Genomic DNA, 16,400 nt, shown 5'->3' on the forward strand with positions numbered 1-16,400 from the left:
AGATCACTCTTGATCGGCGTAAGGCCGAGAAGACACCTTTCGTCGATCGCATTGCCGCTGGGTGAGTCCGGTTCTCGGGCTCACCCAGCGGTTTTTCTACGCGCCGGTGCAGTGCGTGAAATCCTAGGGGCGATGAGTCTAAGGCGCTACCGGAGATCCTCTTGTATCCAGGCCTTCCTGGTGCGAGCGACACTACGCCGCTTCGACAGCGGCCGCTACAATTCTAGATATGAGCGCCCTCGTATCGGCACGGCTTTCAAAAGCCGCTCCTATGAGCTTTACCGCAACGGCCGCGCCGGTGCGGTACCCCGCGCGTTTGGTCTACCGGCTCGTCGCCACCGATTTCGTCATGTTCTTGAGCGCGTTCTTCCTCGCGAGCGGCGTCGTCCACGCGATCGGTCGCGGCGCCTCGGAGCCGCGGCTCATCGCTTCGATGGTCGTAAGCAGCTTGCTCTGGCTTGCGATCTTCGAGCGCGCCGGATCGTACCGCGAATCGCTCGACCTGCGCTGGTGGGATGAATTCTATTGGGTCGCCGCGACCGTGATTCTCGGAATCGTGCCGCAGCTCGCGCTCTTCGCGTTCCTGCCGCAGATGCCGTCGTCGCGATTGCTGCTCGTGGTGGCGGCGCTCGTTGCGATCGTCACCGTGAGCCTGGCTCGAATCTTCGTGAAAGCCGGGTGGCAAACCGATGGCCGGTTGGATTGCCGGATCGCCGTCGTCGGCGATCCGCAACGCGTTGCGTCGACGGAGACGCTGTTGCGGCAGGCGGAGCACGTTGCCGTGCTGCCGTTGCCGCTCAAGCGTTGGAACGACGACGTTGGGAGCATCGGCTTGGCGGATTGGTTCGGCGCCGCTCGCGCCTGGCAAGCCGACCGCATTCTCTTCACCGAAGTGCCGAATCCCGCGGCCATGCCGGGTATCGCGCTGACCGCGATGGAGCATCGCATCGCCGTCTCGTTCGCCGCACCGCGTATCCTCGGCGACATCTACAAACACTTCGATTTCGATAACGTCGGCCGGCAAGGCGTCATCGTACCGATCGTGCCGCGGGCCTGCCGTCGTCCGGGCGCAACGGCCAAACGCGTCTTCGATATCGTTTTTGCGCTGGCGGGGCTCGTGCTCTTTTGCATTCCGATGCTCGTAGCCGCGGTTGCGATCTTCGTGGAATCCGGCGCGCCCGTGCTGCTGCGGCAGCAACGCGTCGGCAAGGACGGCAAGCCGTTCGATATGTTCAAGTTCCGTTCGATGCGCCGCAACGCCGAAGAGACGACCGGCGCCGTCTGGGCGATCGCCGGCGATCGCCGGATCACGACGGTTGGGCGGATCCTTCGGCGAACCAGTCTCGACGAGTTGCCGCAGATTTTCAACGTTTTGAACGGGCAAATGTCGATCGTGGGGCCGCGCCCCGAGCGTCCGGTATTCGCCGAGCGCTTTCGCCGCCAGCTCCCGAACTACGACGGCCGGAACGCCGTGCTCCCGGGAATCACCGGGTGGTCGCACGTCTACATGGACCGCAATATCGATACCTCTGCGATCGAACAGCGCCTCGGACACGATCTCTTCTATATCGAACATTGGTCGGTGCTCATGGATCTCGCGATCGTCTGTAAGACGGCCTGCGAGTTCCTGTTTCATAGCGTTGCGGCATGACGCTCGCGATCGTTTCGTCGCGCTATCCATATAGCGGAGCCGAATCGTTTTTGGCCGCCGAAACGCGCGGGCTCCAAAAACACTTCGCTCGCGTGATCGTGATCCCGGCCCGTCACGGAATGTTTTCCATCGAAACGTTCGCGGCGGCCCTCGGCGTTTTGCGAGCGCGCCCATTGCACGTCGCGCGCGTCTTCACCTCGCTGCTCTTCGCGCCGAGCTCCCTGCGCATCAAGCTGAAGAACGTGCTGCTGTTTCCGCGCGGTCTTTGTGTCGCCGCGATCGTGCGCCGCGAAAATGTGGAGCATCTCCATGCCTATTGGCTCTCGGCGCCGGCGACGGTAGCCTTGATCGCGTCGCGGCTAACGGGCGTCGGTTGGAGCGCTAGCGCGCACGCGTGGGATATTTACGAGCGCAACCTTACCGCCGAAAAGCTCGCGAGTGCGGCCTTCGTGCGCACGATTTCGAAACAGGGCCTAGAACATCTCGCCGTGATTGCGGGCGAGCGTTTTCGCGACAAGCTGCGCTGCGTGCGCTTGGGCGTCGATATTCCTCGCCAAACCGCCGCGCCGGCGCATGCCGAGATCGCGCTCGTATGCGCCGCCAATCTCGTCCCGAAGAAAGGGCACTCCACCCTCTTGCGCGCGCTCAAACTCGTCGACGACGCCGGCATTGCGTTCCGCTGCGACATCGTGGGGAAAGGGCCGCTTCAACCCCGGCTGCGTCGGCAAATCGAGGCGCTGAATCTACGAAACAAGGCGCTGCTGCTGGGATATCGAGCGCACGGCCGTTTGCTCGCCGGTCTTCGTCGCGGCGACTACGACGTCGCCATCCTCGCGAGCCGCCAGGACGGATGCCGTATGGAAGGCATTCCGGTCGCGCTGATCGAGGCCATGGCCGCCGGACTTTCGTGTATCGGTACGAGCTCGGGTGCGGTCGGCGAATTGTTGGACGAAACGTGCGGCGTCGTGGTTCGCGTTCACGACGAACGCGCGCTCGCCGATGCGGTCGTGCGGCTCGCGACGAACGCGCGGCTGCGCCACGCTTTGGGCGCGAGCGCGAGGGCGCGGGTAACGGCCGAGTTTAACGCCGCCCTTACGACGGCCGAACTCGCCGCGCTCATTCGAGCGGCATGCGAGCATCCATTGGAGGTTAGCGCGTGAACGTCTGCGTGATCGGCCTCGGATACGTCGGCCTTCCCACGGCCGCCCTGGCGGCCGCAGCCGGACACGCCGTCGCCGGCTACGACGCACAGGAGCGTCTGCGCGCGGATTTAACTCGCCGAATCGTTCGCGGCGTCGAGCGCGAGGTGCGCGACTTGGCAACGCACGAGATCGCCGCCGGTCGTCTGCGGATCTGCGACGAGGTCGAGCCGGCGGATGCCTATATCGTTTGCGTGCCTACGCCGGCGCTCGGCGACCGGCCCGATCTGCGGCATTTCGAAGATGCGGCCGAGCGCGTGTGCCGCGTGATCGGCCGCGGTGAGTTGCTGATCGTGGAATCGACCGTTCCGCCCGGCACGACCGAACGAGTCGTGTCGCGCGCGCTGCACCGGCATGGAAAAAGCTTGAAGGACATCCGGCTCGCGCACGCTCCGGAGCGCGTCTTGCCGGGTTCGATCGTGCGCGAGCTTCGCGAGAACGAACGCATCATCGGCGGCCGCGTTGCGGCCGATGCGGCCGCGGCCAAAGCGCTCTATGCCTCGTTCGTCAACGCCGCCATACACACGACGGATCTGCGGACTGCGGAATTCGTAAAAGTTATCGAGAACGCGTATCGCGACGTCAACATCGCCTTCGCTAACGAGCTGGCGCTATTCTGCGAGGGGTTAGGCATCGATGTCTGGGAGGCGATCGGACTTGCCAACAATCACCCGCGCGTCAACATCCTGCAGCCGGGACCGGGTGTCGGGGGGCACTGCATTCCGATCGATCCGCGGTTTTTAGCCGATGCCAATCCGTTTGCGACCGAACTCATCCAAGCGTCGCGACGCGTAAACGACCGGATGCCGTTTCTCATCGCGCGGCGCATCCTCAGGTACGTCGACGTGTGCGGCCCGCAGCGTCGAATCGCCCTTTTCGGTGCGACGTACAAAGCAAACGTCAACGACGTTCGCGGAAGCCCGGCTCGAAAAATCTGCGAGTTCCTGAACGAGCAGGGATGCGAAACCACTATTTTCGATCCGCACGCTCGGCTCGCCGATCTGTGCGCGAGCGCTCGCGAGGCCCTGGCCGGCGCCGACGCACTCGTGCTGGTCGTCGATCACGACGCCTTTCGAGCGATAACGCCGGCGCTCGCTCGAGAAGTCATGCGAACGCCGATCCTCATCGACTGCCGGAATTATTTCAAGACGCCGGAGTGGCAGGCGGCGGGCTTTACCGTCTACACGCTGGGCAAATCCAGCGATCTCCCGCGCACGGCTGCCCTCGGAATCTCCGGCCGGCTCGGCGCGTAAACGATGCGGTGCGTCGTGCTGGTCGATCGAGCGCTCGTTCCGAGCTGGCAGCACCGGTGCGTCGACCTCCTGCGAACCGAACACGACGTCGCGGTGCTCGAGCGTCCCGCCGTTGCCGCGCGCGAGGGCGTTCTCGCGCGAGTGCTGCGCGCGCTCGGAGGCTCCGCACTGCGAACGGCGCCGATCGTTTGCGGCGGTACCGTTTCGCCCGGGGTCGACGTGGTCGTCGATCTGCGCGAATCGGCAGGTCCCCGCGAACCGGCGCTCGCGAGTCGTTTCGGTGAGTGGTATTTTTCCGATCAATTCGGACGCCCGTTGACGCAATTTCCCGCGGCCGCGGATATCGCGCGCGGCTCGGCCACGTTCACCATACTGCTTTGCCGCCGGCAGGGCGGCGGCAAGGCGGCGGTCATCCGGCGCGGCCGATTCAAAACGCTCTACACCTACGCGCGCACGTTGGAGATCGCGCTCGGTGAATGCGCGCGTTGGCCGCTGGAGCGTTTGAAAGGCGGCGCAGCCGCCGGCGCGGCGGCGCCGCTGCTGCGCGAGACGAGCGCGCGGCGCGTTACGTTTTCGATCCTCGGATTTGCTTACCAGCAATGCAAGACGCTCGCCATCCACGTCTTCAACTATTTTCTTACCGACGCCGTTTGGCGAGTCGGCGTGGTGCACGCGCCCCCGGCCGCGTTCCTCAATCCCGATTTTGCGCCGCCGATCCGGTGGATCGAACGCGAGGCGGCGGAGTTTCTCGCCGACCCGTTCGTACTCGCGGCGGGCGGCCATGCGTGGCTTCTAACGGAATCGCTCGACCGTAAGTCCAGGAACGGCTACATCAGCTGTACGGAGATCCTTCCGGATTGGCAAACGCGCGAGCGCACGACGGTCTTGCGCTCGGCGACGCATCTCTCGTATCCGTATGCGTTTGCGCATCGCGGGGAGTGGTACGTCGTACCGGAGAGCGCGGCCGAGAATCGCGTCTCGCTCTACAAAATCGTCGACATGCCGCACGGCTGGGAGCGAGTCGCAACGCTGCTCGACGGCGTCCCGGCCTGCGATAGCACGATTTTCCAGTACGGCGGCCGGTGGTGGCTGTTCTGCACGCTACGTTCGCGGGATGCGAATCTCAATCTCTTCGCGTATCACGCGGAGCACTTGTTCGGTCCGTGGTGCGAACACGCGGCGAATCCGATCAAGACGGATATCGGCTCGGCGCGGCCGGCCGGAGCCCCGTTTACATTCAAGGGGCAGCTCTATCGGCCGGCCCAGGATAGCTCGATTGCCTACGGCGACCGGATCGTGATTTGCCGCATCGTGACGCTCTCGCCGACCGAGTTTGCCGAAGAAACGGTGGCGTCGTATGGCGGCAGCCGCGGCCGCATTTTCCGCACCGGCAATCACACGCTTTCTCACACCGGAAGCACGAGCGTCATCGACGCGAAGCAGACGGTCTTCGCTTCTCCGCGCGTAGTGATGGATCGGGCCGTGCAATCGTACCGGCGTTTGAGGCTCCGATTCCATGGTGGCTAGAGCGTGGTTGGGGACGCACCGGGAGCGCTTCGCGCCGATCGCGCTCGCGTGTCTCTTTGCGGGGCTCTTCTTGCTTGCGCTGCGCCAGAGTCTCGGTTCGAATGCGGCGGCGCCGCTGCTGGCGATTCTCATCGCGGCGCTTCCGGCGCTGGCCATCGCCGCGTGGCGCAATCCGTTCGTTTTCCCCTACGGAGCGTACGCGATTTTCGTGCCGCTCAATCTCTTGCTCGTGGTGCCGGCGTTCGGTACGGTCGCCCGGCTGCTCGGCATCTTCGCCGGCGCCGCGTTTCTTGTATGGTCGTTGCGCGCGCGGAGGATCGTGACGCCGTCGCCGGCGCTTTTCGGCTGGGGACTCTTCGTTGCGTTGATGGGCGCGTCGTTGATTTGGACGATGAACCCGGAGAACGGCTGGCGCGAGCTGGGCGTGCTCGCGCAAGTGTTCCTGCTCTACGCGATCGTGTCGATCGCTCCCGTCCGGGCCCCAGATCTGCGGTTGGTCTTCGCGCTGATCGTTGCGGGCGGCATTGCGGCCGCGCTGCTGGGCATTCACCAGTTCCAACATCCGAGTTCCGCGCAACTCTTGCTCGCCCAAAAGACCGACCGAGTGCCGCTCTTCTTAGCGGATCAGACGTTGGATATCAACGAGTTTGCAGCCGCATTCCTGTTGCCCGTCGCGCTGCTGGCCGTAACCGCACTGCGAGCGCGGAACTGGCTCTTGAAAGGTCTGGCTGGTTGCGGAATCGCCGTCATGCTTGCTGCGATGGCGTTTGCCGCTTCGCGCGGCGCGTTTTTGGCCCTCGGCGTGATGCTCGCGTACTTGATCGTTGCGATGCCGCGCGAACGGATTCAGGTCTTTGCGATGCTCGGCTTCACGGGCGCTCTCGTCGCAGCCGATCCCACGCTCGTGCACCGGTTTCTATCCGCCGCCGCGAGCGGCGGATCGGGGCGGCTCTCGATTTGGTCGGTCGGCTTCAACGCGTTTAAGGAGCACTGGATTTTTGGCGCCGGCAGCGGCGCATTTGCCAACGCGTACGACGAGAGTTTTTTGCGCGTCTATCAAGCCTACGATATGGGATGGTCGCGCGCCGCCCACAATCTGCTCCTGCAGAACGCCGTCGAACTGGGCGCGATCGGGGCGGCAGTATTGCTCGTCGCACTCGTGCTGCAAGTACGGATTTTGCCGAAGGTTGCCGATGGCGACGCCCTGTTCGGCATGCGTACCGCGTTGATGGCTGCAACCGTGGCGTTGCTTGCTGCCTCGGTGTTTATCGACCTGACAACCGCTAAGATGCTTTGGCTGACATTCGGCTTGGCGGCCCAGGTGCGCGGGGTGATTTTGCAAAAGAAAGCGGCGAAAACCATCAACAAACCAATGGTTTAACCGATAACGGTATAGAGCGCCCGGCTCCCTCGCGGAGCTCATTGATCACCTCTGAGCGCCAAACTCAAAACAGGGAGGCCGAAACGTTGACGCGTTTCGACCTCCGATCCTAACGAGGCTCTCTTTCGGGTTGCAGCCCGGAAAGATACACGACGATGTCCCTTGATAGTGCGCAGCCTCGCGGTGCTGTATTATACCCTGCCGCAGCACGCCCGTACCACCTCAATTTCGGGGGTTATTTGTACCTCGCTACCTTCATGGCACTGCTCGGCCTCTGCAATTGCGGCGGCGGCGCGGGGGGAGGCGGAGCGATTCCCAGCGGCCGGGTCAACGTGCCGGCCGGGAATGGCCCCGGCGCCCCGGGCGTTGCCGGTGCGCCGAGCCCGAGTCCGGGCGCCCCTGCTAGCCCCGCACCGGGCGCACCGCCGGGCGCACCGCCGGGCTCTTCGCCGAGCGCCTCACCGAGTGCCACCCCCGCTCCCTTCGTTCCACTCCACGTTCTGACGTTTCTGTACTACGGTCAAACGTTTGCGGGCGTCCAAATCAACGCGAATCTCTCCGCATCGTACATGGCTGCCAACGCCGACTTCGCGGAGACGAGCGGGTACGATAACGCGAGAACGAATAGCTTCAAAGCGGCCGGCGGTAAATACGCCGTGACGTATATCGATCCGACGTTCGTTCCATACTGCGTCCCGCCGTTTACCGAACCGGCGGGCGCGTGTGCCGGGCAGGTTGGAAAGCTCAACCCGCCCGCCGGCGCGTGGTTCCACGATAGTTCCGGCGCGCGCGTGAATCGCGCCGACGCCACGACCGGGCAGTACCAGGAAGCGCTCAATCCGGGATCGGCGGCCGCGCGGAACGCGGTGGTCGCGACGATGTCGCAGTTCACCAACGCCTCGCCGGGTCTCGATCTGTTCTTTTCCGACGATTCCGGCTCGACGTTTATCGGTCCTAACGGCACCGTCGCAAGCGGAATGTTTTACGGCTTCAACGCGAGCGGCGTTGAAATCACCACCGACTCGCAATGGATAAGCGCCGAGAGCGCGCTGCTTGGTGCGGCCGTGCGTCCGGTCATTCTCAACGGCGGCGACCCATCGACGTTGGGACCGGCTTACAACGGCGCGTTTCTGGATTTGGCCAACGTTCGCGGGGCGAATCACGAAGGCTGCTTCACGCGCGGCAGCGGTGCGGTAACCGATCAGAACCAGCATTGGCAACACCAAGCCGACGGCCTTTTAGCCGATCTCGGGCATCATAAATATTCGTTCTGCATGATGACCGGAACGTCGTCGCCGCAAACTCGGCTCTACGGGCTGGCTTCGTGGTGGCTGACCTACGATCCGCAGTGGTCGGTCGCCGCGCCGATCGCTCCGGCTGCCGACGGAAACGCCGTCTATCCAGAGTTCGCGATCGTTCCGCGCTCGCCGCGCACGACGGCATCGGCTGACGTCAACGCGTTAGCGAAGGGCGGAGTCTACGTTCGCGAGTTCGCGCAATGCTACCAAGCGGCGGTGCCGATCGGCGCGTGTGCGGCCGTCGTCAATCCGTCGGCATCGGGTGCGGCGATGCCGGCGTTGAGTATCGCCTATACGTCCGCGTTAACGCTCGACAATCTGAGTTTACCGGCGGGCGGCAGCGCGCGTTGGTCGACCGGCGTGCCGGGGACTTTAGGCCCGGGTCAAGCGATTATTTTGCGCCAGTAATTTAGTCGCCCCGTATCAGGGAATTGGGTTCTGCTCCGCGACCGTGGCCCGTGCAATAATGGGCCATGGTCGTCGAGCGCATTACCACCATGCGAAGTTTTCTCGCGTTGCGCGAACGGTGGGACGAGATTTACGACGCGGACGGTCGCGCCAACGTGTTCTTGTCGTGGGCGTGGATCGACGCGTGCATGCAAACCTCGGGCCGGCCGTGGACGGTCCTCGCGGCGCGGCTTTCGCCGGCCGATCCGTATCTCGCATTTCTTCCGCTCGCCTGCGAGCGCTTTCCGCTTGCCGGTCCGGCGTTAGCGCAAGACCTCTGTTTGGCCGGCATTCCGCGGGCCGACTACACCGGTCTCATCGCCGCGCCGTCGGCCCCCGAAGACGCCGTGCTTGCGGCCTTTGCCGCCGAACTCGAAGCGATGCGATGGGACAACTTTCGCCTGAACGACGCGCTGGACGAACGCGTCGGAAAGTTGGCGCGCTACTTCGCGCCCGAGCGATTCGAAGCGCGGCTCGGCGGCCAAACGCTCTGCCCGTTTATCACCTTGCCCGACCGTTGGGAAACCTACCTCGAGTCCGTAAGCGAGAAGACGCGCGCGAAACTCGTCAAAAAAACGCGACAGCTTGCGGCCCTGCCCGGATATCGCTTCGAGCGGGCCGACGAACGCGGCATCGACGACGCGATCGAAACGCTCCTGCGGCTCAATCGGCGGCGCTGGAGAAAGAATCTCGGTAAAGGCCGCCGGACGTTTGCCGGACTTTTCCGGCACTGCTTCGAGAGCGGAGTCTACGCCGTGTTCAGCATCTTCGACGGAACGGTTCCCGTTGCGTCGCAGGGATTTTTCATCGATCACAAGCGGCGCGCGTTTTGCGCGTATATGGTCGGCTTTAACGGCGACTACGCGTCCTTCTCGCCCGGCACGGTGCTGCACGGGTTGACGATTCGGTACGCGATCGAACACGGGTTTGCGGAATACGATCTGCTGCGCGGCAACGAGCCGTTCAAATCGAGATTTGCCTCGCGCGTTCGTACGACGAACCACCTCACGCTGACGCGGCGCGGAATGCGCTCCAACGTGGTAAACGCCGGCCGCTCCGGCGTTTACGCGGCGAAGGCGCTCGCGCGCCGGATCATCGGTCGCACGGCATGACGATCGAACGTTTCGTTCGCAAGCGGGTCGTGGTAATAACGCAGTTTTATCCGCCCGAACCGTGCGCCGCGAGCAATCGGGTGAGCGCGCTCGTGCGATATCTGGCCGCCACGGGCCACAGCGTGACGGTGCTCACCGGAATGCCGAGTTTTCCCGCCGGCGTCGTTTCGGAACGGTATCGCGGCATGCGATCGCATGCCGAACGCGATGGCGACGCTCGAATCGAACGGTTCCGTGCCTACGTAGCGAGCGGGCGCGGCGCGCGCCTGTTTTCGTGGATAACGCTTGCGATCGCGCTCGCCTGGCGACTACTGACGATGCGCGCGCGGATCGACGCGATCGTCGTGTCGTACCCGCCGATCACCTTGGCGCTGCCCGCACTGGTGGGCGCGCTGCGCCATCGTGCGCGACTCTTTGTAGACGTTCGCGACGTCTTCCCCGATATGGGCGTGAAACTGGGTGTTTGGAAGCCGGCCGGCATCGCGGCCCGTGCGGTGGGCCTCGTGGTGGACGCGCTCTACGCCCGAGCCGAACTCGTCGTCGCCTGCACGCCGAGTGCGCGCGACGAAATCGCGGCCCGCGGTGTCGCGCTCGCGAAGATCGCGCTCGCGCCCAACGGGTTTGAATTTCCTAAAACCGTTCGCACGGCGATCGCGCGCGTTCCGCATGCCGGCTTCGTGACCGTCTATGCCGGAAACATGGGACTCGCGGCGTCGCTCGACGTCGTTTTGGATGCGGCGAAGCTGCTTGCGAACGATTCTGAGTTTCGCTTCGTCTTAGCCGGCGGCGGAGCCGATGCCGCGCGGCTGCTCAAAAGAATCGAAACCGAGGGAATCGATAATCTCACCTACGCCGGGATATTGACGCGCGACGAGAGCTTGGAGTTGTTGCGCGAGGCCGATGCCAGTATCGTTGCGCTGCATCCCGGAATCACCGATGCGGTTCCGTCGAAGCTCTTCGACGCATTGGCCGTGGGGTGTCCGGTCATCGTCAGCGCGAGCGGCGAGTCGGCGAAACTCGTGAGCGAATGCGGCGCCGGACTGCAGGTCTTGCCGCACGATGCGGGCGCGCTCGCTGCGGCGATTCGGCAAGCCCGAGCCGACGCGGACCGGCTGCGTCTGCAGGCCCAGGCCGCGCAAACCTACGTTCGCGAGCACTACGATCGTAATCGCATCATGGAGCGTTTAGCAGAGGCGGTGGTTGCCGGTGTCTAGCACGGCGCAGCGCATCGCCCACGTTGCGAGTTACGGAAACCCGTTGCCGGGCAGTTTCATTCCGGCGCTCGCGGCGCTCGCGCGCGCGCTCCGGGAGCGCGGCGATACGACCGCGTTGGTCGCTGCGGATACGCCGCGGGCGAGCTGGCACGGCCAGGCGGCGCAGGCATTCGCGTCGTTTACGCTCGCGCGTTCGCACGCCGACGTTTATCGAGCGCTGCGGCGTTTCTCGCCGGACATCGTGCACGTTCACTTCGTCGACTACACCCTCGAGGCCAGCGTTGCGGCGTACGTTGGGCGCGCGCGCCTCTACTGGCACGTTCATAGCGCCATGCCCGAAGCGTTCACGCCCTACCGGCGGCTGCGCCAGAAGGTCAAGTACGCCGTGGTGGGTGGGGGCGTGCGCGGCTTCGTAGCAGTTTCGGAGGCGATGCGCGCGGAGCTTCAGCGCTGGGGCGCACCCGGGGAAAAGATCGCCGTCGTCGTCAACGCCGTCGATACCGAGCGGTTCCGCGCACCGTCGCCGTCGGAGCGGGCAATGGCCCGCGAGGCGTTGGGTATCGCGCGGCAGGAGCGCGTTGCGCTCTTCTTCGGACGCGACGCATATCTCAAGGGCGGCGACGTTCTTTGGCGGGCGCTCGATTTCAATCTTCCCATCGTCGTGTTGGCGATCGGCGCAACTGTCGCGACGATCCGGGAGCTTTCCAAACGCGTCCGGGTCATCGACGTTCCGGCCAGCGCCGATACGGTTGCGCTCTATTGGGCCGCCGACGTGCTCGTGGCACCGAGCCGTCGCGAGGGCACGCCGCTCGTCGTGTTGGAAGCCTTGTGCTGCGGGCTTCCCGTGGTCGCGAGCGATATTCCGGCGATGGCGGAGATTGCGAAGGGAACCGACGCGATGCGGCTCGTGCCCAACGTGCCGGAGCAGCTCGCGCGAGCGCTGCGCGAAGAACGCGCCGGCGATCGCGCCGCCATTGCGCGTTCGGCGCGGCGCCGCTACGATTTGGGGCGCTGGGTTGAAGAAATGATGGCCGTCTATGCACGGTGAGGCGCGCGGCTCGGGTCTCGTAATGCAGATCGTTCATCAATTTCCGTGTTACGGCGCCGAGAATTTCGTCACGTCGCTGAGCGCCGAGTTGGCACGCCTTGGCATTCCCGTCGTGGTTCTCACCGTGCGCGAGGGCGCACAGCCGGCCATTGACGGCGTTGCGGTGGTCTCCGCGCGTCGTGGCTCGAGCGCGGATCTCGGATTTTTTTGGCGGATGGTCGCACTGATCCGAGCGCACCGTCCGGCGATCGTTCACACGCACGGGTATCACGGAAAGTTGTGGGGGCGTTGGGCCGCGGCGTTGGCCGGCGTGCCGGCGATCGTTCACACCGAGCACAACAGCGATCTGCGCGCGAACCCGCTCGTACGAACGCTCAACGCCGTCGCCAATTCGCGGACCGCGCAGTTCATTACGTTTTCGGAGCGGCTCGCCGAGCTGTTGGTCGAGTACGATCACGTGTCGCGCGAGCGCATCGCCATCGTTCCCAATGGCGTTCCCGCGCCCCGCGCGGGCGCGCAAACCTCCGCGCGGATCCGGCTCGAATTCGGCGTTCCCACGGGCGCGCGTTTGCTCTTACATGTGGGGCGGCTGACGGCGCTGAAAAATCAGGAACTTGCGATTCGCGCGCTCGAACGTCTGCGCGAGTCCGATGCCGGCGCCGGCTACCGCTTGCTCTTCGCCGGGCTGGGCGAGGACGAAGAGCGGCTTCGCCGCTTGTGCGAGCAATTGCACGTCGCCGCGGCCGTGCAGTTTTTGGGGTATCGCACCGATATCGACGAACTCATGCGCGCATCGCACGCGCTCGTCGTAACCTCAAAACACGAAGCGATGCCGCTGGCCATCATGCAGGCGATGTACGCGAACGTTCCCGTGATCTCCACTCCGTGGAACGGCGTTGGGGAACTGCTCGACGACGGCACGTACGGGTTCGTCGCCGGCGATTTCGGCGTCGATGCATTCGCGCGAGCCATCGTGGAGTGCTTCACCGATCCGCTGGCAACGCGCCGCGTCGCCGCTCGGGCGTTCGCATGCGCACGCGAGCGCTTCGATATCGAGCTTTCGGCGCGGCGGCATGCGGCGCTGTACGGCGCCTTGCTCGCCCATCCGGGATCCTACTCGCGAGGCTGGCGCCGTGCAAGCTGAGGAACCGATGATCGTGGTTCGAGGCGTGGAGAAGCGCTTTGCCGCGTTCCACGGCTTCGGACGGCTTATGCGGCGTCGCGGAACGCCGGCCACGCGGCCGATCCTGCGCGATGTGAATCTCACCATCGGCCGCGGCGAACTCTTCGGCTTACTCGGCCCCAACGGTGCGGGGAAAACCACGCTTCTCAAGACGATGGCGACGCTCTGCATTCCCGACAGCGGGTCGATCCGGATATGCGGCATCGACGTCGCGCGCGATCCGCTCGCGGCCAAACGGAAGATCGGGCTGTGTACGAGCGACGAGCGCAGCTTTTACTACCGGCTCACAGCCCGGCAGAACCTCCGGTTCTTCGGCGCGCTCGGCGGACTGCGCGGCGCCCTGCTCAAGCGAAGAATCGAGGAGGCCGCGATCCAGGTGAACTTAGAACGGTTTTTGGAGTTGCGGTTTGCCGAGTTCTCCTCGGGTATGCGACAGCGATTGACGGTGGCGCGCGCGTTGCTCTGCGATCCGCCCATACTCTTTTTCGACGAACCGACGCGCGCCGTCGATCCCATTCATGCCGACGAATTGCGCAAGCTGATCCGTCACGAGTTGGTGGATCGCGCCGGCAAGTGCGTGATCGTCGCGACCAATTTACTCGAAGAAGCGTGGGCGATCTGCGATCGGGTGGCGGTGATCAATCACGGTGCGGTGCTGGCCTGCGGGCCGCCGCGCAGTCTCGACGCGCAACTCCACCGAACCGCGCAATACCGTCTGCACTTCGCGGGAGAAGAAGCGGCCATCGTCGCCCGCATCCGGGAGCTATCGGGCTGCACGGTTGCATCGAGCTCGAACGGAGACGGAACGGTCCTGCTCGTCGATTGCGATGCGGCCAACGGCGCGCTCGGCGAACTCATGAGCATAGCGGCAACCGCTCGAACGGCTTTGCGCGGCTTCGCGCTGCTCGAGCCGCATCCCATCGACGTCTTCCGGCAGATCACGAACGATGGCCGCTAAGCCCGCGCGCCGGAGTCCGTTCGAGGCGGCCGTTACGGCGGCAACGAGCGTTGCCGCGATTTTCGAACGCGACGCGCGCAACGCGCTCTCGTACAGCGCCTACTTTTACTCGCAGTGGTTCGCCATCGGCGTGGAAGTAACGATCGCCTTTTATCTGTCGCTGCTGATCCTGCCATCGACGAAGTTCGGATTTCACGGACACGTCGGCAGCTATTTTGCGTACCTTGTGGTGAGCTTCGCCTTCGTAACGTTTCAAAATAACGCCATGCTCAGCTTCGCCGAATCCGTCCGCGAAGGTCAAACGACCGGAACGCTCGAGGCGGTGCTGGCCACGCCAACCGCCCTACCGCTCATCATCCTATCGACGGGCGTCTGGTCGTTCGGCCTGACAACGCTGAAGGTCGTGTTTTACTTCGCGCTCGCGATGTGTTTCGGGCTGGATCTGCACCACGTCAACCCCCTTACGGCGATCGTGTTCCTGGTACTGACGGTGGCGGCGGTCTCGCCGATCGGCGTGTTTGCGGCCGGTGCGACGATGCTTTTTAAGAAGACGGGTCCCATCGCGTTCTCGGTCAACAGTGCGACCAATCTTTTCGGCGGCGTCTACATACCGCTTGCCAAGCTGCCGCTGGCGCTGCAATGGATCGGGTGGATGCTGCCGATCACGCACGCGCTCAACGGGTTTCGCGGCGCGCTCTACGGGGCGTCGCTTCGCGACATGCAAACCGAGATTTGGTGGCTCGTGGGTCTGACCGCCGTTCTTATGCCGGCGTCGCTCTATCTCTTTGGCCGCGCGGTGCACCGTGCAAAGGTCGATGGCTCGCTAGGGCTTTATTGAGGAGGTCCCGGTGTCTTTTCACCTACTCGCTCGCGGGTCACTAGCACAAAAGCCTCACCTTTGCAGAGTCGGCTGCACGTGTTCGCGCGCGGCCCGTTGATTTACGATTTCGTTAGAGAGGAAGTCGACTATTTATTATGATCGCGAAGGCGCTCTGCGTCGTAAGTTTCTTACTCGCAGCGACTTTTATGAATGGAGCGGCGGCGACGCGCGTCGTGGCGAACCTGCACGTCGATCGACTGCTGGGGCAGAGTAGCTCGACCGCGCAGATGCGCGCTCGCATGCTCCATCTCGCCTGGCGCACCTCCAGCGCGGCGCGGCAGATGGGCCTCACTCCTCAAGAATTGGCCGAATTTACCGGCGCCGTCGCCGACGGAAGGCTGAGTTACGGGCCGGTACCGCAACGGCTCGACGCCATGAGCGGCTATCGCCGCGGGCGCGTGTACGTTTTACGCAACGTCTCGATTCCCAAGGGCACCATGGGCTGGTCGCTCGCGATTGCCGAAGATCGCCGCGTCGTCGCACTCTACGTACCGGCTTCATGCGGCAATCTTTCGATGGTGGTGAAACCGCGAGTTTTGATCGCTCGCGTGCCGCCACACCGCGCGATGCGGCAGCCGCTCGCAGCGCAAATGGCGCCGACGCCCGCACCCGTCGAGACTGCGGCTCCGCAGCAAGTCGCCGCGGTCAACGAGTTTCCGCCGGTCATCACGCACACCCATCCACTGGGTTGGCTCGCCGGATTCATTCCCTTCCTCTTCGGCGGCGGCGGCGGTGGCGGCGGCAGCACGCCCGCGGCGGGTCCGAAGCCCGTACCGTGCCTCCCGTAACCATGCAACGGTGGATCGCGGCCGCGTTTTGCGCGCTCGCTCTCGCCTTGGGCACGACGGCCGCGAGCGCGACCGACGATCGGAGCTATAAGATTGCGCCGGGCGACCAGCTCGCCGTCGCCGTGTTCGGCGACGCGACGCTGACGCAAACGGTAACGGTCCTGCCCGACGGACGCATCGCTTTGCCGCTCATCGGCGACGTAAGCGTGGGCGGCAGTTCCACGAAGGCGGCAGGCGCGACGATCGCGCGCGCTCTCGCGCGCTACGTGCGCCATCCGATCGTAACCGTCGCGCTGGCGGCGCAGGGCACGATGAACGTGCTCGTGCTGGGCGACGTGAAAACGCCCGGCAAATACGCCGTGAGATCGAACGCGCGCCTCTCCGATGCGATCGCGGCGGCGGGCGGTTTGGGCGATACCAACGGCGATCTTCCGATCGCGCGCATCGCGAGTTCGGCCGGC

At 64.5% G+C, this 16,400-nt stretch carries 14 protein-coding genes; all 14 read left to right on the forward strand.

Annotated features, from left to right (window positions below; all coding sequences use genetic code 11):
• Nucleotides 1–271 precede the first annotated feature (271 nt).
• A complete protein-coding gene (locus VIG32_06345; protein HEY8297626.1) occupies nucleotides 272–1,651 on the forward strand; it encodes an exopolysaccharide biosynthesis polyprenyl glycosylphosphotransferase in 1,380 nt (459 codons plus the stop codon).
• Nucleotides 1,648–2,811: a glycosyltransferase family 4 protein gene (locus VIG32_06350; GenBank protein ID HEY8297627.1), complete on the forward strand. Its 1,164-nt coding sequence runs from the start codon at nucleotides 1,648–1,650 to the stop codon at nucleotides 2,809–2,811. The genes VIG32_06345 and VIG32_06350 overlap by 4 nt, the downstream gene beginning before the upstream one ends.
• Nucleotides 2,808–4,103 (forward strand): nucleotide sugar dehydrogenase, encoded by a 1,296-nt coding sequence (locus tag VIG32_06355; protein HEY8297628.1) that lies wholly within the window; start codon nucleotides 2,808–2,810, stop codon nucleotides 4,101–4,103. Before VIG32_06350 ends, VIG32_06355 begins: the two co-directional genes overlap by 4 nt.
• A 15-nt stretch (nucleotides 4,104–4,118) precedes the next feature.
• On the forward strand, nucleotides 4,119–5,630 hold the full coding sequence (locus tag VIG32_06360) for a hypothetical protein (protein HEY8297629.1): 1,512 nt from the start codon (nucleotides 4,119–4,121) through the stop codon (nucleotides 5,628–5,630).
• A 7-nt stretch (nucleotides 5,631–5,637) separates the two neighbouring features.
• Nucleotides 5,638–7,011, forward strand: a complete 1,374-nt coding sequence (locus tag VIG32_06365; GenBank protein HEY8297630.1) for an O-antigen ligase family protein — start codon at nucleotides 5,638–5,640, stop codon at nucleotides 7,009–7,011.
• 257 nt (nucleotides 7,012–7,268) lie between these two features.
• A complete protein-coding gene (locus VIG32_06370; protein HEY8297631.1) occupies nucleotides 7,269–8,717 on the forward strand; it encodes a hypothetical protein in 1,449 nt (482 codons plus the stop codon).
• Between the two features lie 89 nt (nucleotides 8,718–8,806).
• A complete protein-coding gene (locus tag VIG32_06375; protein HEY8297632.1) occupies nucleotides 8,807–9,868 on the forward strand; it encodes a GNAT family N-acetyltransferase in 1,062 nt (353 codons plus the stop codon).
• Nucleotides 9,865–11,082: a glycosyltransferase family 4 protein gene (locus tag VIG32_06380; GenBank protein HEY8297633.1), complete on the forward strand. Its 1,218-nt coding sequence runs from the start codon at nucleotides 9,865–9,867 to the stop codon at nucleotides 11,080–11,082. Before VIG32_06375 ends, VIG32_06380 begins: the two co-directional genes overlap by 4 nt.
• A complete protein-coding gene (locus VIG32_06385; protein ID HEY8297634.1) occupies nucleotides 11,075–12,130 on the forward strand; it encodes a glycosyltransferase family 4 protein in 1,056 nt (351 codons plus the stop codon). Before VIG32_06380 ends, VIG32_06385 begins: the two co-directional genes overlap by 8 nt.
• 22 nt (nucleotides 12,131–12,152) lie before the next feature.
• Entirely contained in the window at nucleotides 12,153–13,274 is a 1,122-nt protein-coding gene (locus VIG32_06390; GenBank protein ID HEY8297635.1) for a glycosyltransferase family 4 protein, read from the forward strand.
• Nucleotides 13,264–14,271, forward strand: a complete 1,008-nt coding sequence (locus VIG32_06395; protein HEY8297636.1) for an ABC transporter ATP-binding protein — start codon at nucleotides 13,264–13,266, stop codon at nucleotides 14,269–14,271. The genes VIG32_06390 and VIG32_06395 overlap by 11 nt, the downstream gene beginning before the upstream one ends.
• A complete protein-coding gene (locus VIG32_06400) occupies nucleotides 14,261–15,109 on the forward strand; it encodes an ABC transporter permease (protein HEY8297637.1) in 849 nt (282 codons plus the stop codon). The genes VIG32_06395 and VIG32_06400 overlap by 11 nt, the downstream gene beginning before the upstream one ends.
• 137 nt (nucleotides 15,110–15,246) lie before the next feature.
• On the forward strand, nucleotides 15,247–15,939 hold the full coding sequence (locus VIG32_06405) for a hypothetical protein (protein HEY8297638.1): 693 nt from the start codon (nucleotides 15,247–15,249) through the stop codon (nucleotides 15,937–15,939).
• Nucleotides 15,940–15,941: 2 nt separating this feature from the next.
• A partial coding sequence (locus VIG32_06410) for a polysaccharide biosynthesis/export family protein (protein ID HEY8297639.1) occupies nucleotides 15,942–16,400 on the forward strand: 459 nt, incomplete at its 3' end.

The sequence above is a fragment of the Candidatus Baltobacteraceae bacterium genome, assembly GCA_036559195.1.
Classification (GTDB): Bacteria; Vulcanimicrobiota; Vulcanimicrobiia; order Vulcanimicrobiales; family Vulcanimicrobiaceae; genus JALYTZ01.